The sequence below is a fragment of the Liquorilactobacillus satsumensis genome (assembly GCF_964065465.1).
Lineage (GTDB): Bacteria > Bacillota > Bacilli > Lactobacillales > Lactobacillaceae > Liquorilactobacillus > Liquorilactobacillus satsumensis.
The window spans coordinates 2,079,351-2,100,156 of sequence record NZ_OZ061606.1 but is presented as its reverse complement, the minus strand read 5'-3'; the positions used below and the strand labels follow the sequence as shown (position 1 = coordinate 2,100,156).

Annotated in this window: 22 protein-coding genes; 2 read left to right on the top strand and 20 right to left on the bottom strand. The window is 39.2% G+C overall.

The features are described 5' to 3' along the window. Positions 1-9 precede the first annotated feature (9 nt). The 6 genes from AB3Y88_RS09700 to AB3Y88_RS09675 all read right to left on the bottom strand — a co-directional run bounded on the left by AB3Y88_RS09700 (position 10) and on the right by AB3Y88_RS09675 (position 4,414). On the bottom strand, positions 10-1,470 hold the full coding sequence (locus AB3Y88_RS09700; RefSeq protein WP_056960923.1) for an NCS2 family permease: 1,461 nt from the start codon (positions 1,468-1,470) through the stop codon (positions 10-12). Between the two features lie 160 nt (positions 1,471-1,630). Then, complete coding sequence (locus AB3Y88_RS09695; RefSeq protein WP_054757683.1) at positions 1,631-2,116, bottom strand: universal stress protein; 486 nt, start codon at positions 2,114-2,116, stop codon at positions 1,631-1,633. 11 nt (positions 2,117-2,127) lie between these two features. Continuing rightward, on the bottom strand, positions 2,128-2,313 hold the full coding sequence (locus AB3Y88_RS09690; protein ID WP_054757682.1) for a hypothetical protein: 186 nt from the start codon (positions 2,311-2,313) through the stop codon (positions 2,128-2,130). Further along, positions 2,303-2,995: an NAD(P)H-dependent oxidoreductase gene (locus AB3Y88_RS09685; protein WP_228889385.1), complete on the bottom strand. Its 693-nt coding sequence runs from the start codon at positions 2,993-2,995 to the stop codon at positions 2,303-2,305. The genes AB3Y88_RS09690 and AB3Y88_RS09685 overlap by 11 nt, the downstream gene beginning before the upstream one ends. A gap of 15 nt (positions 2,996-3,010) precedes the next feature. Then, positions 3,011-3,706 (bottom strand): ribonuclease H family protein, encoded by a 696-nt coding sequence (locus tag AB3Y88_RS09680; RefSeq protein ID WP_228889432.1) that lies wholly within the window; start codon positions 3,704-3,706, stop codon positions 3,011-3,013. 78 nt (positions 3,707-3,784) lie between these two features. Then, complete coding sequence (locus AB3Y88_RS09675) at positions 3,785-4,414, bottom strand: hemolysin III family protein (RefSeq protein ID WP_228889382.1); 630 nt, start codon at positions 4,412-4,414, stop codon at positions 3,785-3,787. Positions 4,415-4,586: 172 nt separating this feature from the next. Between AB3Y88_RS09675 and AB3Y88_RS09670 the strand changes: the two genes are divergently transcribed. Continuing rightward, on the top strand, positions 4,587-5,108 hold the full coding sequence (locus tag AB3Y88_RS09670; RefSeq protein ID WP_228889379.1) for a DUF1836 domain-containing protein: 522 nt from the start codon (positions 4,587-4,589) through the stop codon (positions 5,106-5,108). Positions 5,109-5,445: 337 nt separating this feature from the next. On the opposite strand, the gene AB3Y88_RS09665 is transcribed toward AB3Y88_RS09670, so the two are convergent. The 14 genes from AB3Y88_RS09665 to cdaA form a co-directional block, all read right to left on the bottom strand. After that, on the bottom strand, positions 5,446-6,309 hold the full coding sequence (locus tag AB3Y88_RS09665; RefSeq protein ID WP_056960919.1) for a class II fructose-bisphosphate aldolase: 864 nt from the start codon (positions 6,307-6,309) through the stop codon (positions 5,446-5,448). A gap of 137 nt (positions 6,310-6,446) precedes the next feature. Continuing rightward, a complete protein-coding gene (locus AB3Y88_RS09660) occupies positions 6,447-6,602 on the bottom strand; it encodes a FeoB-associated Cys-rich membrane protein (RefSeq protein WP_156653512.1) in 156 nt (51 codons plus the stop codon). Further along, complete coding sequence (feoB, locus tag AB3Y88_RS09655; RefSeq protein WP_228889375.1) at positions 6,599-8,737, bottom strand: ferrous iron transport protein B; 2,139 nt, start codon at positions 8,735-8,737, stop codon at positions 6,599-6,601. The genes AB3Y88_RS09660 and feoB overlap by 4 nt, the downstream gene beginning before the upstream one ends. Continuing rightward, complete coding sequence (locus tag AB3Y88_RS09650) at positions 8,734-9,213, bottom strand: ferrous iron transport protein A (RefSeq protein ID WP_056960917.1); 480 nt, start codon at positions 9,211-9,213, stop codon at positions 8,734-8,736. The genes feoB and AB3Y88_RS09650 overlap by 4 nt, the downstream gene beginning before the upstream one ends. Positions 9,214-9,621: 408 nt before the next feature. Further along, complete coding sequence (gene phoU / locus AB3Y88_RS09645) at positions 9,622-10,299, bottom strand: phosphate signaling complex protein PhoU (RefSeq protein WP_056960916.1); 678 nt, start codon at positions 10,297-10,299, stop codon at positions 9,622-9,624. 17 nt (positions 10,300-10,316) lie between these two features. After that, positions 10,317-11,072 carry a phosphate ABC transporter ATP-binding protein PstB gene (gene pstB, locus AB3Y88_RS09640; protein WP_054757679.1) on the bottom strand — a complete coding sequence of 252 codons (756 nt, stop codon included), beginning with the start codon at positions 11,070-11,072 and terminating at the stop codon, positions 10,317-10,319. Positions 11,073-11,083: 11 nt separating this feature from the next. Further along, positions 11,084-11,893, bottom strand: coding sequence for a phosphate ABC transporter ATP-binding protein PstB (pstB, locus tag AB3Y88_RS09635; RefSeq protein WP_056960915.1), 810 nt, complete (start codon positions 11,891-11,893; stop codon positions 11,084-11,086). A gap of 11 nt (positions 11,894-11,904) precedes the next feature. Then, positions 11,905-12,792: a phosphate ABC transporter permease PstA gene (gene pstA, locus AB3Y88_RS09630; protein ID WP_056960914.1), complete on the bottom strand. Its 888-nt coding sequence runs from the start codon at positions 12,790-12,792 to the stop codon at positions 11,905-11,907. A 1-nt stretch (position 12,793) separates the two neighbouring features. Further along, positions 12,794-13,717, bottom strand: coding sequence for a phosphate ABC transporter permease subunit PstC (gene pstC, locus AB3Y88_RS09625; RefSeq protein WP_056960913.1), 924 nt, complete (start codon positions 13,715-13,717; stop codon positions 12,794-12,796). A gap of 244 nt (positions 13,718-13,961) precedes the next feature. Continuing rightward, on the bottom strand, positions 13,962-14,858 hold the full coding sequence (locus AB3Y88_RS09620; protein ID WP_056960912.1) for a phosphate ABC transporter substrate-binding protein: 897 nt from the start codon (positions 14,856-14,858) through the stop codon (positions 13,962-13,964). 185 nt (positions 14,859-15,043) lie between these two features. Next, positions 15,044-15,352 carry a hypothetical protein gene (locus AB3Y88_RS09615; RefSeq protein ID WP_054757675.1) on the bottom strand — a complete coding sequence of 103 codons (309 nt, stop codon included), beginning with the start codon at positions 15,350-15,352 and terminating at the stop codon, positions 15,044-15,046. An 867-nt stretch (positions 15,353-16,219) separates the two neighbouring features. Continuing rightward, positions 16,220-17,584, bottom strand: a complete 1,365-nt coding sequence (glmM, locus tag AB3Y88_RS09610; RefSeq protein ID WP_228889370.1) for a phosphoglucosamine mutase — start codon at positions 17,582-17,584, stop codon at positions 16,220-16,222. Positions 17,585-17,617: 33 nt separating this feature from the next. Then, entirely contained in the window at positions 17,618-18,802 is a 1,185-nt protein-coding gene (locus AB3Y88_RS09605) for a YbbR-like domain-containing protein (protein ID WP_228889367.1), read from the bottom strand. Next, the gene (gene cdaA / locus AB3Y88_RS09600) at positions 18,799-19,641 is read right to left on the bottom strand and encodes a diadenylate cyclase CdaA (protein WP_267476133.1); all 843 of its coding nucleotides are present in this window, start codon (positions 19,639-19,641) and stop codon (positions 18,799-18,801) included. The genes AB3Y88_RS09605 and cdaA overlap by 4 nt, the downstream gene beginning before the upstream one ends. Before the next feature lie 160 nt (positions 19,642-19,801). Here cdaA and AB3Y88_RS09595 point away from each other — a divergent pair, with 160 nt between their 5' ends. Then, a complete protein-coding gene (locus AB3Y88_RS09595) occupies positions 19,802-20,497 on the top strand; it encodes a DUF1361 domain-containing protein (RefSeq protein WP_367293431.1) in 696 nt (231 codons plus the stop codon). The last annotated feature ends 309 nt before the right edge of the window (positions 20,498-20,806 follow it).

Below are 20,806 nucleotides of genomic sequence, written 5' to 3'. Positions count from 1 at the left end.
TCATTTGACCTATTCAATTAATGCCAAAACCACAAAATTAATTACAAATAACAATGTGCAGACAATCATCATCGGATGAACTTCCTTAAACTTGTTTTTGGCAAGCTTGACTGCCATGTAAAAAATAAAACCGGCCGCAATTCCGTACGAAATGCTGTAACACATTGCCATAAATACCGAAGCAAAAAACGCTGGGACTGCATCTTCAAGATTGCTCCAATCAATGTTCCTAAATGCACCCATCATCATAATTCCAACAACAATCAAGGCTGGTGCAGTTGCAGCATCGGGAATAATTGCAATTACAGGTGCTAACAAACTGCTGACTGCAAACATTGCCGCAGCCGTCAAACTGGTTAACCCCGTCCGCCCGCCAACACTGATTCCAGATGCACTCTCAACAAAGGTCGTTACATTTGAAGTTCCGAAAATTGCAGAAATAACTGAACCAATTGCATCTGAAAAAAGCGAACGATCCATTTTAGATTTGAACCCATGACCATTAAAGAATTCTTTTTCATCTTCTTTTGAAAAAATGCCTGTTCTTTTACCTGTGCCGATGAAAGTTCCAATTGTGTCAAAAATATCAGTTAAACTAAAAGCAAAGATTGTCATAACCCCTAACAAGATTCTGCCAGGTTCATTAAATAAAGAGCCCATTCCTTTAGGTCCAAAAGCCGCACCAACAGTTGTTTTTAATTCTACAAAGGAGGCTCCCAGCGAATTACCACTCGCCATTTCGAGATGAGTTACTCCAAATGGAATTCCAATCAGCGTCGTCAACACAATTCCAATCAAAATTGCGGCCCTGTAATTTCTTACCACCATAAAAATCATCAAGATCAATCCCACAAGTGCAACTAAGGGAGCTGCCTGATTAAAATTAATCAATGCAGGAGTCACACTGCTGTTAGAAACAATCGCAGAAATTCCGCCTTTAAAATGAGTGGTCGCTGCATTATACGCAGTTCCATTAATTGATAAAATCCCACTTTTATCCGTAATGAATTTTAAAAATCCCGCATTTTTAATTCCGATATAAGCCACGAAGATTCCAATTCCGCCTCCGATAGCATGCTGTAATACTTCCGGAATCGATTTAATAATCAATCTTCTAATTTTAGTTACAGTGACAACTACATTAATAATTCCACAAAGAAAAACCAATGCTAATGCCTGCTGCCACGAAAAACCAAGTTGCAAAACCACCGTATAGGCAAAAAAAGTTGCTAAACCTAATCCAGGAGCCTGAACATAAGGAACATTTGCGAATAATGCCATAATCAAAGTGCTCACTACAGATGAAATAATTGTAGCCAAAAAAATTGCCTGTGTTGGCATGCCCGTAGAGCCTAAAATATTTGGTGCTACGAATAAAATATAGGACATGGCAAAAAAAGTCGTTAAACCAGCCAGAACTTCCGTTGTCACGTTAGTCCCATTTTCTTCAAGCTTGAAGAAACGTTTCATGATTAAAAAACTTCCTCTCAAATTCAGAATATCTTCATTATAGCAAAAAAATTCGCTTTTAGGCAGATAAATAATAATACTTTAATTTCAAAGTCATTATTTACGCCAAAAAGCGAATTATACCGCTTGTTAATCCTAAAATAGTTTCCACCGTAAAATTTCATTTACGAATAACAAGAACTGAACATGGTGCATTTTGTGCCATGTAACTTGCTTGCGAACCAATAAAAATTCTTTGACGACTATTTACTGGTTTACTCTTAGATCCACAAATCAGAATATCAGGCTTAAACTCTGGTATAACTTCCCCAATAATCGCTGCTCCGGGTCTCCCTTCTGCAGTTAATTGTACAATTTCAGCGACACCATGTTTCTGCGCTTGTCTAGCATAGACATTTACATCGTTCGCTAAGTTTTGTCTTAATTTATTAATTTTCTCAGGACTGAGTGTCTCGAAAACATTGAGATCTTGTAATTCAAGAACAGACACGATTCCCAAGACGGCTTGATTGCGTTTAGCCATCGTCACCGCAAACTGAAACGCACGGATTGAAGAATCTGAGTCATCTTCATCCACAGCAACTAATATTCTTTTGAACGGTTTTTCGCTGATTTCAAAATCAAGTGCTTTTTCATCAATTGCCATCTTCATTCCTCCTACCAATTTTTAGGACTCCATAAGCGCCCATCTAATTCACCTTTAGCTTGTTCCAACCGCTTTTTTTGCTCTGCAGCACACTCACTCATACACATAAAAAAGGCACGTGTTTCATATCTTTTACTCTGGGTGGCTAACAAATCCAGTTGGTTGATCAGCCAATCATCTTTTTCCCTAATCTTCATCCTCCTCCTTCATCAGCGCCAGCTCTGCCTTAAGCTCGGCAAGTTCTTCAGCACGTTCTTGAAAAAGTTTTACAAGTTCCTTTTGCGGCAAAGTCACTTCCGTGTCGCCTTGTTCTTGGAGCATTTTTCGAAAGCGTTTCACAAACCATTCTTCTTGCTGTGCAAAAGTTGCTGGCTGTTCCAATTCAAGATATTGTAAGTACTTAATCAGCAAACACTGTTTTTGCACAGCACTTAAATAGTAAAATTGGGTGATCTCAAAAAATGGTAACAACTTGAGCTGCAATTGATGCGCAATCGCACTAAAGGGGCTCAACAGCTCTGAAAGTGAAACTCCGACTGACCCTCCCTGACGATAAACGCTTAACGGACGCCCTAAGCTGACCACAAGTCCAAGTTCCTTGCCTGCTAGCCATTCTCCATCGGTTGTCTGTAACACCTTTTCTAGCCAAAAATGCAACAGTGCAGGTGCTTGATGCCAATACAAAGGAAATTGAAAGATAATCCGCGTATAAGAATGGAGCATGCGTCTTTCCTGCACAATTGTGCTAGCATCTTGCATGAGTGCCCAAGAAAGTGGATGCCATTTTACCTCTTGCGCAGACTGCAAAGCTTCTTTGAGAAATTGCTGCGTTCCAGAGGAATTCACTGTGGGATGCGCTACGATGACAATTGTTTTCAACCCAAATCCCCCTTTTTATAGTTGATCCATCTCTTTATTGAGTAATTCGTCAACAAAAACATTGCCCTGATTATCCCGATGTCCTTTGGTCCACTCAAAATATAGCTGTGAAAAGTCCGGCAATACCTGCGCCAATTCCTCCCAAAGTGCTTGATTGGCAACTTGAGTTCCACTTGCAGTTTTCCAGCCCCGCCTTTGCCAAGCAGCCAACCACCCTTTTTGAATAGCGTCAAGTACATACCGTGAATCAAGCGTTGCACAGATTTTAGCATTATTTTTACCTAACTGCTTAACTTTTTTCAAAGCCTGCAACAGCGCCATAACTTCCATCCGATTATTCGTAGCACCATATTCACCACCAGCTGCCGAAAAACGCTGTGTTCCACTAATTATTAGGTAAGCCCAGGCTGCCTTGTCATCGGGCTTTACATGTTGTCCTTTTTGATTACCGTGATTACGCGAACCGCCATCTGTCCACAAATACACCGCAAAATTAGTACCATTATCTTTAACACGCTTTTGTTTTGCACTAGATTTTTGCTGCGTTTTAGCCAAAGTTGGATGCGCCAGCCACTCCTGTGCCCTCTTAAGTTCGTTAAATCCCTTAAAAAGGGGGTTCCTGAAACCATTCACCTCACGCTGACATTCAGCCCATGAATGATAAATTCCTGGTTTTTTGCCTTTAGCGACAACATAATATCGATAAGCGATCACCAATCCCTCCAATTACTTGATGTGTTAATTATAATACATAAAGTAACACGAAACTATTATTCAGATAGTATCTTTCTACAAATAAAGGTAGATTGAAAAAAACATAAACGCAGCACCAAAAATCACTAAAACATGCCAATAAACATGTGTGTATTTTAGACCTTTGATACTATACACCAAAGCTCCCAACGTAAACATTAATCCGCCTAAAACCAACAGCAAAAAGCCCTTGATTCCAAGTGATGTCAGTAACTCCTTAGCCCCTAAGAGGCATAACCACCCCATAAAGACATATGCAGTGGTTTCGATCCATTGCAATTTTTTATGGACCAACAGATGAAAAAGAATTCCTGAGATTGTTAAGAACCAAATTAACAGCAGAATCACCAGCCCGGTCTTTCCTCTAATTCCCAGTAAGCAATATGGAGTGTAGGTCCCTGCAATTAAGATAAAGATACTGCAATGATCAAGCGCTTGAAAAACTTTTTTGGCTCTGGTGAAGTACAGGCAGTGAAAGAGAGTTGACGAAGTAAACAGCATTAACAGTGAGGCCCCATAAATTAAAGAACCGCTAATAACGAGTATGCTGCCACTGTTAAAAGCTTTGATAAGCAAAAAAACAAATGCCACAATACTGAGAAGTAACCCAATTCCATGCGTAATACCGCTCCAAATTTCATTAAGCAAAATTTCTTTTTTATTCATGCTGATCCTCCTATGACATAACCTTACTGTTAATATAACATAGAATGCCATCCTAGGTAACAAGTTTTAATAATTTACAATAACTAAATAGAATTTTAAAAATTAGTTTGTATGTTATACTTGATTTATGTTTCATGTTTACATTATATTTTTTTCCGAGTGAGGTTTAAGTATGAATATGGATAATGAAGAATTTAAAGCATGGCTTAATGATTTCAGTGCCGTCCGGTTGCCTCTTTGGAATGAATTTCCCGATTTTGAGCTCTATATGGATCAACTTGTAAATTTGGGAAATCGTTACCTTGAAAAACTACTTGAAAGCGAAATCACACCTTCAATGATCAATAGCTACGTTAAAAAGGGACTGATGCAGCGGCCTGCCAAAAAGAAGTATGCCCCTGCAAACGTTGCGGAACTAGTTGTAATTAGCCTCTTGAAGTCAATCTATCCTTTAGAAACAATTAAAAGCGGTTTGCAACAAGCACTTAAAACCGACTCAGTTGCGGAATCATATAATTATTTTGCAGAACTTTTTAACCATACTATCAGTTTAGTTGATGAAGACAAAGCCATGCTCAATTTCTCTTATGAGGATAATTTGATGAAGCTTACAGAACAATTTGCAATCCATTCACTGATTTACAAATTGATTGGTCAAAAATTGGTTGAAATTCAGCTTACTTCAAAAAAATAAGCTGAAACTTGCCCCAATCTGCGTCTTAATCGCTTTTTTAGTTTTTTACAATTGGTGCATTAAGTGCCGTTAAACTGCAAATATGCTTGCGGCTTAATTGACATAATCACCAACTTTGAATGCTGAACTAAAAGAGAGTGTGACATAAGTCGGGAAAATTTGAGTACTAACTCGAAATTACTCATAGCAAATACTTTGCTATGAGTAATTCGCAGTTAGACGGAAAATTTTGACTTATGGAACACGTTTATCCGGAATAAAAGAGGGGCTGTGACAAAATTTAACTTTTGTCACAGCCCCTTTAGTTATAGCCAACTATTAATAATTATTAACTGTCTTATTTAACAGAAGGTGTGCCGAACCAATCGATACGTTCCTTAACAACATCTGTAATTGCTTGTGCACCGGGTGCGAGCAATTTACGTGGGTCGTATCCTTTACCTTCTTGATCTTTACCAGCTTCAATGTACTTACGTGTTGCAGCAGCAAATGCCAACTGACATTCAGTATTAACATTAACCTTTGAAACACCCATTGAGATAGCCTTTTGGATCTGTTCCTTAGGAATACCTGAACCACCATGTAATACAAGTGGAGTAGCAATCACGTCTGCAAGTTCTTGCAAACGGTCAAAGTGAAGTCCCTTCCAGTTTGCTGGATATTTGCCATGAATGTTACCAATTCCACATGCCAAGTAATCAACACCTGTAGCAGCGATCTTCTTTGCTTCTTCAACGTCAGCTAATTCACCTTCGCCGATGATCCCGTCTTCTTCGCCACCGATAGAACCAACTTCAGCTTCGACAGAAATGTTCTTAGCATGTGCCAATGAAACAATTTCCTTTGTCTTTTCCAAGTTTTCTTCGAAAGGAAGATCATGACCATCAAACATAACAGATGTGTAACCAACCTTGATACATTCCTTAGCAGCTTCGTAGTTCCCATGATCAAGATGCATCACAACTGGAACTGTGATTCCCATTGCCTTGATTTCTTGTTGAACCAAGTTAAGGCAAAGTTCATAACCGCCCATGTACTTAGCAGCGCCCATTGAAGTTTGCACCAAAATTGGTGTGTTTGTTTCTTGTGCAGCAGCTAAAATAGCACGAGTCCATTCCAAGTTATTGATATTAAATGCCCCAACTGCATAATGACCTTTGCGTGCAGCAGCAAAGATTTCGTTACCGTTTACGATTGACATAAAACAGCCTCCTAAATTATATTACTCTTTTGAGTACGTCTATATTCTAACACAAAACAGAGGCAATTCTTATCTTTATTTGAAAGTTTTTTCACTAGTTCCTTGAAAAGACTTTTATCTTTCCGTCATTAATTCAATTATTTTTTGCGTAATTTAGTGGGATCTACTAAAGGACAGCCAACATCATCACAATTATGGCAGCCTTGTGCCCCGCCATGCTTGAAAAACCGTGTATAAACAACATAACCGACACCTGAAAAAATAATAACTGCAAGTACAATCGTTGCAATCACAATAAATCACTCCCTTCTGTAACTTCTTTAATTTCATAAAGCTCGTTGCTTTTATCCCGCTTGAAGAATAAACCATACGCAAACAATGCTAAGATCAAAACAATCCATGCCACACCTACACCTGTGACTTTATGTTGCACTAATTCCGAAGTTTGGTAAATTAATGTAGCAATTAAATAGGCTAACCCGGTTTGATAAACTAATGCACGCAGTGTCCAACCCAAATCACCGTACTCTTTATGCATTGTGCCAATTGCTGCAAAACAAGGTGCACACAACAAGTTAAATGCTAGAAAAGCATAACCAGCCATCGGTGTGTAAGCCTGCTGCAAGATGTGCGCAAAAGAAGTCGCGCTGCCACCGCCAAAGGTAATCCGTAAAGTTCCGACACAATTCTCCTTAGCTATTAATCCTGCAATGACTGCCACAGTTGCGTGCCAATCACCAAAGCCTAATGGACTAAAGACCGGTGCCAGCGCCGAACCCAGATAACGCAGCATACTTTGATTTTCAGCGACCATCTGCATTCTGAAATTGAAACTGGAGAGGAACCAGATAATTACGCACGAAGCAAAGATAATGGTTCCAGCTTTACGTACAAAGCTTCGGGCGCGGTTTGAAACTTGTTTCATCACGTTGCTGAATTTAGGAAAATGATAAGCTGGCAGCTCCATAACAAAAGGTACTGGTGGACCGGCAAAAAGTGCTGTTTTTTTCAGGAAAATACCTGACCCAATCACCGCCAGCATTCCCAAAAAGTATGCTGAAGGTGCAACCCAACTTTGCTGCGGAAAGAAAGTCCCTGAAATCAGTGCAATTACCGTTAATTTTGCTGAACATGGCATAAAAGTTGTCAACATAATCGTCATTTTACGATCACGATCATTCTCAATCGTTCTTGTCGACATGATTCCTGGAACTCCACAACCAGTAGAAATTAACATTGGGATAAAAGATTTTCCAGAAAGGTTGAACCGATGGAAGATGCGGTCCATCACAAAGGCAATTCTAGCCATGTACCCGCAATCCTCCAGAATTCCTAAGCACAAGAACAGCATCATAATTTGCGGTACAAAACCCAAGACTGAGCCTAAGCCCCCAATAATCCCATCGATGATCAATCCTTTCATCCAAGCAGCAACATGCCATGAATTCAAAAGCGTTGTTGCTGCATCTGGGATCCATTTTCCAAATAAGACATCATTCACCCAATCAGAACCCATTGTTCCAATCGTTTGAATCGAGAGGTAATAGACCAGCCACATCACAAAGATAAAAATTGGAAATGCCAACCAACGATTAGTAACCACCCGGTCGACTTTATCGCTTAGGCTCATGGTAAAATCATCTTTTTCAATTACACACATCCCGGCCACTCTAGCAATATATTCATACCGTGCATTCACAATAATACTATCGCTACTGTCCGCAAAAAGCTTTTCCGCCGTGCTGATAATATTTTCAATATCTTCTCTTCTGGTTGCATCAAGTACAGTGTTTTCCCAGACCTCTTCGTCTCTTTCAAAAAATTTAATTGCGTACCAGCGCAGATCTTCTGGTGAAACAACCCCCGTTAAGTCCTTGGCAATCATCGCCAAGGCACTCTCTAAGCGTTCGTCGTACTCTGGCACTGCATATGGAGTTGTTTGAGGATCAACATTTTCTGCAATTTTGCCCTTTAATTTGGCAATATTTGTATTTTTCAATGCACTAATTCCAATTACCGGAATACCAAGTAAGTAAGCTAACTTGTTAATGTTAATTCTTCTGCCTGAATTTTTAACTACATCAATCATATTGAGTGCCACAATCAGCGGTAATCCTGTTTCCATCAATTGCAAAGTTAAATAAAGATTTCGTTCAAGATTTGTCGCATCGACAACATCAACCACTAGATCAGGCTCTGCTTCAATTAAAAACTTACGTGTAATCAACTCCTCGCTAGTATACGGCGAAAGAGAATATGTACCTGGGAGATCTTGAATAATAACACTATTTTCTCCCCTTAAATAACCACTTTTGCTCTCAACAGTAACCCCAGGCCAATTGCCCACTGTTTGATGTGCGCCTGTCAAGCGATTAAAAAGAGTTGTTTTCCCCCCATTGGGATTTCCAGCTAAGGCAACAACTGTCATTGCTCCACCTCCGTTACCAGTACATAATCTGCTTCCTGCTTACGTAAACTCAACTTATACCCGCGTAATAGCAATTCCAGCGGATCACCTAGCGGAGCTGTTTGATTAATTTTCACCACAGTATTTTTTGTAAGTCCCATATCCAATAGGCGTTTTCTAATTCTTTTATCACCAACTACTTTGGCAACAATTGCTTCAGCACCCACTGCTACTGCAGAAAGTGCCTTATAATCTTGAGTGCCTGCCTCATCCAACTGTCGGACTACAATTAAAGCCGCCACTGAATGATTCAAGGCTAGTCTTTGACCGCGCAAGTAGATTACCATCCCGCTCTCACCTTGAGAAGTTGAAATCACAGTCAGATTAACACCTACTACCATTCCAATTTCATTAAGACGCCTTACAAAACGGGGATTGCCTAAAATATCTGTTACAATATATTTTCCTTTTTGGTTTACTCGTGCTAAGCTTTCCATGTTATTCACTTCCAAATAAATGAGAATATTTTCATTTACTTAAAATTAGCACACTTTTGATGCTTGTTCAATCTTTAATTTGTTAAACAGTTACGAGTTTGTAGTTCCAAGCATTTTTGTGGAAAAATTTTAAAGCTGCAGCAGACCTTAACGCCGCTAGATTTTTTTATACTATTATTCCGAATAAACCACAAAAGGGGCTGTGACAAAAGTTAAATTTTGTCACAGCCCCTCTTTCATTCCGGATAAACGTGTTCCATAAGTCAAAATTCTCCGTCTAACTTCGAATTACTCATAGCAAAGTACTCGCTATGTTCGTAATTTCGAGTTAGTACTCAAATTTTACCGATTTCTGCGCATTTCCTAAATTTATTGTACTGCAAAGATTATCCTACCTTTAGCCTTAAATTATTCCTTTTTGTAAGAAGAAATCGGACCTAATTCAACAATTCGACCTGTGTTTGTGTATACAATCCATTCTGCGACATTAGTGACGTAGTCACCAATCCGCTCAAGATGTGTCCCTACCACTAAGTATTCAGATCCAACAGTTACAAATTCTGGATCGCTTTGCATTTCCTCGACTGCTAATCTTCTAACATCACGTAAATATTCATCACTTTCGGAGTCCAATTTAGCAACCTGGCGTGCATCTTCTTCATTATTATCAACATAAGCTTTGATAATCGCCACCAGCATCTGATGAACATGTTTGCTAAGCCCCACAAGTGTATCCTCAATCTCCTTGTTTCTTCTTTGATCACCAATTCGCATCGCCGCGTGAGCAACACTAACTGCATGATCCCCGATTCTTTCAAGGTCTGAGCTTGCCTTTAAAATTGTAATTAGTACACGTAAATCACTCGCAACTGGTTGTTGTAGTGCAATGACCTGAGCTGTTTTTCTTTCAAGATAAATTTCACTTTCATTGATGCGATTATCATTCTCACCAACTTTGTTTGCAAGTTCTTTATCATGACTCTGAAAAACTTTAGTTGCATTTTCAATTGCTTGTGCAACTTCTCTGCCCATCTGTGCAAAATCTTCATGTAGATCACTAAGTTGTTCCTCTAAAATTTTTCGCATTTCTTTTCTCCTCCCGCTTAACCAAACCGTCCACTGATATAGTCGTCCGTTTCCTGACGCTCTGGATTCAAGAATAAGTTTTTCGTCTTACCTGCTTCAATCAGCTCACCGTTAAGAAAGAATGCGGTTTTATCAGAGATACGAGATGCCTGCTGCAGGTTATGCGTCACAATTACAATTGTATATTTATCACGGATCGTTAACAGCATATCTTCAATCAGTCCACTTGAAACAGGATCTAGGGCACTGGTCGGTTCGTCAAGTAAAACAACATCCGGTTGAACAGCTAAAACACGCGCGATACAAACACGTTGCTGTTGTCCACCTGAAAGTGAAAGCGCACTTTTGCGCAAATCATCTTTGACTTCATCCCAGACAGCTGCTTGTTTCAAACTTTGTTCAACTCGTTCATCAAGAATCTGCTTGTCTTTGACGCCCGCAATCCGCAGCCCATAAGTGACATTTTCATAAATTGAAAACGGAAATGGATTTGGTTGTTGAAAAACCATCCCAACTTTTTTCCGTAAATCAACTGTATCTGTCTTAGGACTATAAATATCCTGCCCATTGATCATAATGCTTCCAGTGATCTTAACTCCAGGGATCAGATCATTCATCCGGTTTAAAGTCCGCAGATAGGTTGACTTCCCGCAACCTGAAGGACCAATTAATGCATTGATCCCTTTATTTGGAAAAGAAAGAGTAATTCCCTTTAGAGCTTCCTTTTCACCATAGTAAAGATGTACATCCTTTGTTGTAATAAAATCGTCCATGCCTGCTCCTCCTAGCCGAAATTCCCGGAAATATAATCATTAGTCGCCGTAACCTTTGGCATTGTGAAAATATGCTTTGTTTTATCATATTCGAGAATATGTCCAAGATGGAAAAATGCTGTAAAGTCACTTATTCTAGAAGCTTGTTGCATATTATGGGTCACAATGATGATTGTATATCGCTTCTTCAGTTCCACAAGCGTCTCTTCAATCTTACTTGTTGAAATCGGATCCAAGGCACTTGCTGGCTCGTCAAGCAATAAAATATCGGGTTTCATTGCAATCGTCCGTGCAATACACAGCCGTTGTTGCTGTCCACCTGAGAGTGACCAAGCACTTTTATCAAGATCATCCTTAACTTCATCCCAAAGCGCAGCATCACGAAGGCTTTGTTCAACAATTTGATTAAGCTTATTTTTATTTTTTAACCCCTGCTCCTTCAAAGCAAAAGTAATATTTTCGCGAATCGACTTTGAGAAAGGATTTGGTCGTTGGAAAACCATTCCAATATGTTTACGCATTTCATAGACATTAATCTTTGAGGTATTAACATCTAAACCGCGATACATAATCTGCCCGTCAACTCTAGCTACATTATCGTTCATTCTATTAAGTGAACGCAAGTATGTTGATTTGCCAGAACCGGAAGCACCAATTAACGATGTGATTTTGTAACGTTCAAACTGCAAGTTTCCATCAAAAAGGGCATGGTTATTACCATAATAAACTTGCAAATTTTTAGTTTCAATCGCAATTTCGTGTTCTTGTGGCTCAAACTTAAGGATACTTTTTTCGTTAAAATCATACTTACCAATACTCATAATTAATCCTCCTACTTAGTAGCCGTCAACTTGCGGTAAAGACTATTTCCAAGGACACGTGCCAACAAGTTGAAAATTAAAACGGCAATTATCAAAACTGCGGAGGAGCCTGCTGAAACAGCAGCTGCATCGGGCATAACTCCTTCAGAGTTAATTTTCCAAATGTGAACTGCAAGTGTTTCTGCAGGGCGTAACAAATTAAGGGGACTAGCTGAATTAAATGGGTTCCAATTCCCAAAGTCAATGTTAGTCGCACTTTGACCAGCCGTATAAATCAGTGCAGCAGCTTCTCCAAAGACACGTCCGGCACCTAAAACCACACCCGTGATAATTCCAGGAAGTGCTTCCGGTAAAATAATTTTAGTAACAGTTCTCCATTTTGAAAGTCCTAAGGCCATCCCAGCCTCGCGTTGTAAATTTGGAACTGCTCGCAAAGACTCTTCAATATTTCTTGTCAGCAACGGTAGGTTGAAGAAAGTCAATGCAACCGCTCCAGAAAGAATTGAAAAGCCCATCTGAAATTGGACCACAAACAGCAAGAAGCCAAACAAACCAACTACAACTGAAGGTAAAGAACTTAAAACCTCAATTGACATTCTCACAACAGCTGTAAAAAAGTTTTTAGGCGCATACTCTGATAAAAAGATTCCAGCTCCTAACGAAATTGGAAATGAGATAATTAGTGTCAGCACTAAAAGATAAATTGAGTTAAATAATTGGACCCCAATTCCACCGCCACTTTCAAACGACTGCGAAGGAGCCGTCAAAAAATGCCACGAAATATGTGGAACACCAGCAATCAAAATTTTACCCAGCAACAATACTAGGATCAAAACCACCAGTGCTGCGATCACGCGAATAATTGTGATAGCAATATTATTTTGTAATTTTGTTCCCATATTAATCCATTCTCCCTTTACGTCCGATAAGGCGAACAACGATATTGAAAATCAGCGACATCAACAAGAGGATCAAGGCTAGTGACCAAAGAGCATTGTTTCCAACTGTCCCCATAACTGTATTGCCAATTCCCATTGTCAATACACTCGTTAAAGTCGATGCTGAAGACAGGAGGCCTTTTGGCATGATAGCAGCATTCCCAATCACCATTTGAACAGCCAAGGCTTCACCGAATGCACGTGCCATTCCAAAAATAATTGCAGTCAAAATTCCTGAAGTTGCCGACCGTAAGAGTACTTTGTAAATCGTCTGCCATCTCGTCGCCCCGAGCGCTAAAGAAGCTTCTTTGTAATAACGTGGTACCGCGCGCAGACTGTCAACTGTCATTGATGTTACTGTGGGAAGAACCATGACAAATAAGACAAATGAACCAGAAAGAATTCCGTAGCCAGAACCACCAAAATGGGTTCTGACAAAAGGCACGATAACTGATAAACCAATAAATCCATAAACAACTGAGGGAATTCCCACCAGAAGTTCAATTACACTTTGCAGAATCTTCTCACCTTTTTTGGAAGAAACTTCTGTCATATACAAAGCTGTCCCGATTGCAAATGGAGTTGCAAAAATTACCGCCAAAATCGTAACTCCGAAGGAACCCGTAATCATTGGCAGTGCCCCTAATTGTGGTTTACCACTTGCGTCTGTGACAGTTGGATTCCAGTTTTTACCAGTCAAAAATTCCCATAAACTTGCTTTATTAACAGTGAAGGTTGCAATCCCTTTTGAAGCTACGAAAATAAAAATAGAGAGGACAATAGCTACGATTAAACCGATACATAAGTAAGTCAAACAGCGCCCCAGAATATCCTGTCTGGTCTCTTTCGAGGTGCTTTGAATTTTACTTTTGATAGGATCTTCCATTTGAAAAACACCTTTCTACCAAAATTTGGGAGTAAACAAGACTCATTTTGATCAGCCTGTTTGCCCCCATAAGTTATAATCTAACAATCAAGTTCATAATTGCTAGCTGAAATTCGTTTGTTGCTGGAGCCTCAAAGGTCCCAAACAAGTTTTTAAAAGTATATTTACAAAAATGAGACACCCTGATTTGAGTAAGGAAAACTTCGCTGAGCTTTTTCACTAAAGGATACCCCACTTAAGCCAATTACTTATCAGTAACTTTACCGTTTGCGTCCTTTTGAACCTTCATATTGCTAATAGAAATGTATCCAAGATCCTTAACCAAACTCTTTTGAACCTTTGATGAAGTCATATAGTTCAAGAAAGCCTTAGTAGTTGTATCTGGTTTGCCTTTTGTATACATATGTTCGTATGACCAGATTTTCCACTTGTTTGTTGTTACATTATCATCTGTTGGTGCAACTCCATCAATTGAAAGTGCTTGAACATCAGATTTAACATATGAAAATGCTAAGTAACTAATTGAACCTGGAGTTTGTGCAATCATCTTTTGAACAGTCCCATTAGAATCCTGCTCCTGAGATTTTGCAGCTGTTTCCCCATTCATAACTGCACCTTCAAAAGTGGCACGTGTACCACTGCCTGAAGGACGGTTGATCAAAACAATTTTTTCATTCTTGCCGCCAACCTGGTTCCAGTTTGTGATCTTACCAGTAAAGATTTCACGTAATTGACTCATTTTGAGGTTCTTTACGCCAGCATCTTTGTTGACAACAGGGGTCATTCCAACAACAGCAACTTGATGATCTACAAGGTTTTCAGCTTTAATTCCACTTTGCTTTTCAGCAAAAATATCAGAGTTACCGATTGTTACGGCACCAGATTGAACTTGGCTCAAACCTGTACCGGAACCACCACCTTGAACGGTGATATTAACTTTAGAATTGTCCGCCTGGAAATTTTCAGCAGCTTTTTCAACTAATGGTTGTAAAGCTGTTGATCCTACGATTGTAATTTTTCCTGAAACTGCCTTGCTTGAAGTGGATGAGGACGATGAAGAACTGGAGTTTGAATTTCCACATCCTACAAGTAAAGCTGTACTTGCAATGATGACTGTAGCAATCTTGGTGAGATTTTTCATTTTTTAACTTCTTCCTTTCCTTGTTACAAGCTGTATTTTATATTGTTAATGTAAAGAATGAATACACCTTTTTGTAACGTTTGTGTAAAGAAAGAAAAAATTCTTATTTTCTTAAGAAAATAAGAATTTAATATCCATATTTGCTTGCCACTTCTTTGAATTTCTTTCATTATTACTTCACAAGTTCAAGCGATATGATTTTCTCTTAAAATTTGCGCGACTACTTTTTGAATCTGGGGTGTCTTATCCCATTCCGTAAAGTGTGTGAAATTTTCAGCTGGCATTTCAAAATGTTCATTAACATAATTTTCGTATTCGATAACACTTCCAGACCGCGGAATGTTCAACTGCAATATTCTAACCTCTTTAATCAATCCGCGTTGTGCTGCTAATTCTGCACGTCCATTTTGGGTGATATTTGAAATTTCAAAGTATTTGGTCCCGTCATTGCGTGTAATTTCCTCAATTAAAGTTAGTGTTTCATGACTCTTCATCTCTTCACCTTCCTTTTAGCCATTATAGAAAACATTCATTCATAGTGTCAATTAACCGCTTAAAGCAGGCAGATACCCTCGCTTTTTCAATTAATTGTCCAAAACTGCTTAGCTCGAAGGCCTGGCTGCATACTTTATGCAAAAGCAAAACCACCGCACGAATGCGGTGGTTGGCATAAGAGAGAAAGAGAATTGATTAGAAGGTAACTTTTGATTACCTTACTTCTAGATAATAGCGCTTTCTGGAAACGCTGTCAAGAATATTGTGGAATTTACTTTTTATTTTTCTTCTTTTCAACTTTCGTCTATACTAGATCTATTGATAAAATGTGAGGTTATTATTATGATTAATTCAAAACAGTTTACGCTTAGCATGTTACTTGGCTTCATTACACTTTTATTAAAGTGCCTTTTTTCACTATTCACTCATTATTCTGACGCAGTGGAGCTGCTAAATACAACTTTTACACTGTTGCAGACCTCATATTGGTTCCTTCCTCCACTGATATTACTGCTGACTTACTTTTTTATTAGCTTGTGTTACTACATCCTTTTTAGAATTGTAAATTTTTTTGTTCAACTCATGCGGTAGTCTTTCAAGTCTCTTGCTGAAGGCTAAGAGTATAGAACTCATTTAACCACAATAAAAAGCAAGGGGCTGTGACAAAAGTTAATTTTTGTCACAGCCCCTTTTTATTTCGGATAAACGTGTTCCATAAGTCAAAATTCTCCGTCTAACTCCGAATTACTCATAGCAAAGTACTCGCTATGTTCGTAATTTCGAGTTAGTACTCAAATTTTCCCGACTTATGTCACACTCTCTTGCTTTTCACTTGCTAAGCTACAACTTAGCCTGTATTTTCGCCCTTATTCGGCTTCGTTAATCCCCAATTCTTTTTGGACAACAGCCGCAATTTTAGTCACATATTCGTGAACCTGTTCCTTTGTTTTAGCCTCTGCCATTACTCGCAGCAGCTCCTCTGTTCCACTAGGTCTAACTAATACACGTCCATCTGTCCCCATCTCATCTTCGACCTTTTGAATAACTGCTTGAACGGCTTCGTTTCCTAATGCGGCCTTTTTATCTTGCACTTTAACATTCACAAGTTCTTGTGGGTAGGTAGTAACCTCTGCAGCCAGTTCTGATAATTTTTTACCTGTTTGTTTAACAACATTCATCAGCTGTAAAGCTGTCAGCATTCCGTCTCCAGTTGTATTGAAATCCAAAAAGACAACATGCCCAGACTGTTCTCCTCCAAGGTTATAACCGTTTTTACGCATTTCCTCAACCACATAACGATCCCCAACCTGCGTTTTAACAGAATTAAGACCATGTGCCTCCATTGCTTTGTACAGCCCAATATTGCTCATTACAGTAGTTACAATCGTATCCTTCTTTAACCGCCCACGTTCACTGAGATATTTTCCACAGATGTACATAATCTTATCGCCATCAATAATATTACCTAACTCATCAACTGCAATACACCGATCACCATCACCATCAAATGCAACCCCTAGTTGTGCCCCTTGCTCAACAACAAAACGTGCTAAAGCTTCCGGATGAGTTGAACCGACATTTTTGTTGATATTTAGGCCATCTGGTTCTGTTGCAATGGTGGTAAAATCAATCCCAAGATCCGCAAAAAGTCTTGAAACTGCACCGCTGGTCGCTCCGTTAGCTCCATCAACTGCAACTTTTAACCCCTCCAAATCATCTGGAAGTGTTTGTTCTAAAAATTGCGTATATTTTAGGATTCCTTCACGATATTCACTGAGTGTTCCTAAACCCTTAGCTGCTGGTCGTGGTAAATCATCCTTTGAGCTTTCTAATAAAGCTTCAATTTCCTCTTCTTTTTCATCAGACAACTTAAAGCCATCGCCACCAAAAAATTTTATTCCATTATCTTCCACCGGATTATGCGATGCTGAGATCATCACTCCGGCATCTGCATCTTGAACCCGCACTAAATAAGCAACACCTGGGGTCGTAATAACCCCCAGCGAAAATACCTCAATTCCAACTGACAACAATCCCGCGATCAAAGCATGCTCCAGCATTTGACCAGAAATTCGGGTATCACGTGCGACCAAGACCCTCGCTGGTTTACCTTGATCTTCTGCATGCTTAGTTAAAACAAAGCCACCGCAGCGTCCCAGCTTAAAAGCCAGTTCTGGGCTAAGACTTTCATTTGCAATTCCTCTAACTCCATCAGTTCCAAAATATTTCATTAGTTTTAATCCTCGTTTCCACAACAAATTTAATTAATCACTTTCACTACTCGAAGTTGAAGTTGACGTTGTAGCCGAACTCGAAGTTGAGGTCGACGATGTCGTCGTTGATGATGTTTCACTGCTGCTACTTTCTACAGAACTAGACGTCGTAGTACTACTCGCACTGCTGGCAGACGTCTCCTCGGTCTCGCTAGTCGATTCTCCAGTCGAAGAAGTTGCAGAGCTTGACGATTGACTGGATGTCACATCAACTTTTACTTTAATACTTTGGGGTTGAATCGCAGAAATTCCACTCACCGGTGCTTGTAAACTAATTGTCTGTGTTTCCGAACTACTGACCCCAGAAACAGGGACCGGCACAGTTATTTTACTAACCTTATCCAGTGCACTTTTAGTTCCACTTAACGTGACCTCTTTAGTACTACTTGAAAAGCGGTAACTTTTTCCGCTAACCCCACTTCCACTCGCTGAAAAATCCAAACTTACTTTTTTGGTTGTTGTCGCACTATATACAGGTATTCGAATTCTTGCAGTTTGTGGCGTAATGACTACGTTCAAAATTTTACCCCTATTGTTCACAGCTTGCAACAGTACAGAACGACTAACGGTTGCTTTGGTATTGTTAGACAAATCTACTTCTGCAAGAACTTCCGCAATATCATTAACATCTTTTCGGGCCCCTGTCACACTGACGACTTGAGGGTCCGCGCTGACACGTCCGATCCCATAATTATCAGCAATTTTATCTTTATCATATTTAAACTGAACTGGGAAAGTCGCAGTTTTTCTCGAACTGATTGTTACCTTAATTGTTTTAGGGTTGATCGTATAATCTAATTCTTTATTCAACCCTGACTGCTTAAGTTTGACTTCGTGTGTTCCCGGTTTTAAATTACTAAGATCCGCATAGATTCTAAAATTGCGTGTATTTGCTGTGGTCGTGACTAACGCACTTGGACCCGTGATTTTAACCTTCACTTTCGATGGATAGCCTGTCACAAAGTACTTATCATTGTTAACATCCAGTTGCAGTGAGACACTCATCGTTTCAGTATTGTTTGAAAGAATCGCAGACTCATCACTGTTACTTGAGTTATTTCTAGTCGTACTCAATTTGTCTGAATTGGCATACCCAAACAAAAACAGCGCCAAGACCAGCGCTACTATCTGATAAAAAAGGCGGCTTTCAATGAATTTATTGAAATTAAACTTCAATGCTTTCGCCCTCCCTTAAATAGTTCGGTAAAGAAACTGCTGACTGCACTCGCATTTTTGTTTGTCGCGGGTGCGATCAATTCCTTTTTCAGAAGCTTCAAATAATCTTCACGTGTCAAATCGCGCAACAACTCATTATTTTCCGTAACTGTGACTCCGCCAGTCTCCTCTGAAACCACAATTGTTAATGCATCTGTCACTTCACTAATTCCAACAGCTGCACGATGCCGTGTTCCCAATGCCTTCGGAATCAAATTACTTTCCGAAAGCGGTAAATAGGCAGCTGCGACTGCTATTTTGTTATTTTTAATAATAACTGCCCCGTCATGCAACGGTGTATTAGGAATAAAAATATTGATTAAAAGAGCGCCCGTAATTTCAGCATCTATCCCAATTCCGGTCTCAATATAGTCTTCAAGTCCGGTTTCCCTTTGAATAGTAATCAAAGCGCCAATTCTTCTTTTTGACATATACTGAATCGCTTGATCAAGTGCTTTGATCATTCGCAGCTCGTCTTCGTTTTGCTTTTTATTGTGCACAAAAAGTGATCCTCTGCCGAGATGCTCCAGACCACGCCTGATTTCAGGCTGAAAAATAATGATGATCGCGATAAATCCCCAATTGATAATCTGGTTCGTAATCCAAGAAACAGTCTGAAGGTCAAAAAACCAACTAACAAACTTGATTAAAACAATAATGATGACGCCCCTAAAAAGCTGAACCGCTTTTGTTCCGCGTAACAACATCATCAGTTTGTAAATCACGTACCACACAACTAAGATGTCTACTAAATTGACTAAGTGTTGCCACGAAAATAGGCTTTCCCAAGCAATGCCCATTCCTTTACCTCCTAATATATTTAAATTAATTATATCACGGATGATTTTAATTTACCGATGTCCTCTATAAAAGATTAAAAACTTCTCAAGCCTTTGATATTTTGTCTATTTCACCCAAAATTTTGTTACAATATATAGTAATAGAAATTGGGTGATATTCATGTCTTCAAAAAATCGGTGGCTTGTTCGAATCTCTTTTGCACTTTTCTTGGGCTATGTTTACTTTACAATCAGCTCTCGTGATGGAATTTATAGTTTCTTGTTTTTGAATACTATCTTGGGATACATTCCGCTCGAATTTGCATTGCAGATCAAACCCCGCCAAAACAATTTTGTTCTGTTCATACTAACCTTTTTGTGGATGCTTTTTTATCCAAATGCACCCTATGTTTTGACTGATCTCTTTCACTTAGCTATGCTCGATCCATATAATAGCGCAACTGGGCTGATGGAGTTCAATTTGCATCTGTGGTTAAATTTCACAAATTTAGTTGCCAGTGCTTTAGCTTGTTCACTCATGGGGCTTTGGAGTTTGGAACATGTTGCAAACTCTTTGCTGGCACACTTCAACATTTGGAACAGGGTTAATAAAAACATTTTAACGATTGCTTTGATTTTAATTTCCTCTGTTGGAATTTATATTGGTCGCTTTTTGCGTCTGCACACCGCTTATTTATTTTTAAATCCCCAGTGGGTTGTCCAGCAACTCTTGGAAATGTGGAATACGCGCATGTTGATCTTTGTAATTTTTATGACGATTATTCAAGTAATTATGTGGGTCACAGTCACAATCACGCGTGCTTCTCTTGATAGTAGCGAAGAAGCGATTAAAAAAGCTGCGCAACCCAAGGAATAATTCCAATCTTTTTGTCATACTCACACAAAACTTGCTAAACATTCAAACTAATACTTCAAGGAGAGTGTGACATAAGTCGGAAAAATTTGAGTGCTAACTCGAAATTACGAACATCGCGAGTACTTTGCGATGAGTAATTCGAAGTTAGACGGAGAATTTTGACTTATGGAACACGTTTATCCGGAATAAAAAAGAGAGTGTGACATAAGTCGGGAAAATTTGAGTACTAACTCGAAATTACGAACATCGCGAGTACTTTGCGATGAGTAATTCGAAGTTAGATGGAGAATTTTGACTTATGGAACACGT

What these genes read in the sequence shown, in the direction of transcription:
- AB3Y88_RS09700 (WP_056960923.1), bottom strand. Translation starts at nt 1,470, where the DNA reads ATGAAACGTTTCTTCAAGCTTGAAGAAAATGGGACTAACGTGACAACG.
- AB3Y88_RS09695 (WP_054757683.1), bottom strand. Translation starts at nt 2,116, where the DNA reads ATGGCAATTGATGAAAAAGCACTTGATTTTGAAATCAGCGAAAAACCG.
- AB3Y88_RS09690 (WP_054757682.1), bottom strand. Translation starts at nt 2,313, where the DNA reads ATGAAGATTAGGGAAAAAGATGATTGGCTGATCAACCAACTGGATTTG.
- AB3Y88_RS09675 (WP_228889382.1), bottom strand. Translation starts at nt 4,414, where the DNA reads ATGAATAAAAAAGAAATTTTGCTTAATGAAATTTGGAGCGGTATTACG.
- AB3Y88_RS09670 (WP_228889379.1), top strand. Translation starts at nt 4,587, where the DNA reads ATGAATATGGATAATGAAGAATTTAAAGCATGGCTTAATGATTTCAGT.
- AB3Y88_RS09665 (WP_056960919.1), bottom strand. Translation starts at nt 6,309, where the DNA reads ATGTCAATCGTAAACGGTAACGAAATCTTTGCTGCTGCACGCAAAGGT.
- feoB (WP_228889375.1), bottom strand. Translation starts at nt 8,737, where the DNA reads ATGACAGTTGTTGCCTTAGCTGGAAATCCCAATGGGGGGAAAACAACT.
- AB3Y88_RS09650 (WP_056960917.1), bottom strand. Translation starts at nt 9,213, where the DNA reads ATGGAAAGCTTAGCACGAGTAAACCAAAAAGGAAAATATATTGTAACA.
- phoU (WP_056960916.1), bottom strand. Translation starts at nt 10,299, where the DNA reads ATGCGAAAAATTTTAGAGGAACAACTTAGTGATCTACATGAAGATTTT.
- pstB (WP_054757679.1), bottom strand. Translation starts at nt 11,072, where the DNA reads ATGGACGATTTTATTACAACAAAGGATGTACATCTTTACTATGGTGAA.
- pstB (WP_056960915.1), bottom strand. Translation starts at nt 11,893, where the DNA reads ATGAGTATTGGTAAGTATGATTTTAACGAAAAAAGTATCCTTAAGTTT.
- pstA (WP_056960914.1), bottom strand. Translation starts at nt 12,792, where the DNA reads ATGGGAACAAAATTACAAAATAATATTGCTATCACAATTATTCGCGTG.
- pstC (WP_056960913.1), bottom strand. Translation starts at nt 13,717, where the DNA reads ATGGAAGATCCTATCAAAAGTAAAATTCAAAGCACCTCGAAAGAGACC.
- AB3Y88_RS09620 (WP_056960912.1), bottom strand. Translation starts at nt 14,858, where the DNA reads ATGAAAAATCTCACCAAGATTGCTACAGTCATCATTGCAAGTACAGCT.
- AB3Y88_RS09615 (WP_054757675.1), bottom strand. Translation starts at nt 15,352, where the DNA reads ATGAAGAGTCATGAAACACTAACTTTAATTGAGGAAATTACACGCAAT.
- glmM (WP_228889370.1), bottom strand. Translation starts at nt 17,584, where the DNA reads ATGAAATATTTTGGAACTGATGGAGTTAGAGGAATTGCAAATGAAAGT.
- cdaA (WP_267476133.1), bottom strand. Translation starts at nt 19,641, where the DNA reads ATGGGCATTGCTTGGGAAAGCCTATTTTCGTGGCAACACTTAGTCAAT.
- AB3Y88_RS09595 (WP_367293431.1), top strand. Translation starts at nt 19,802, where the DNA reads ATGTCTTCAAAAAATCGGTGGCTTGTTCGAATCTCTTTTGCACTTTTC.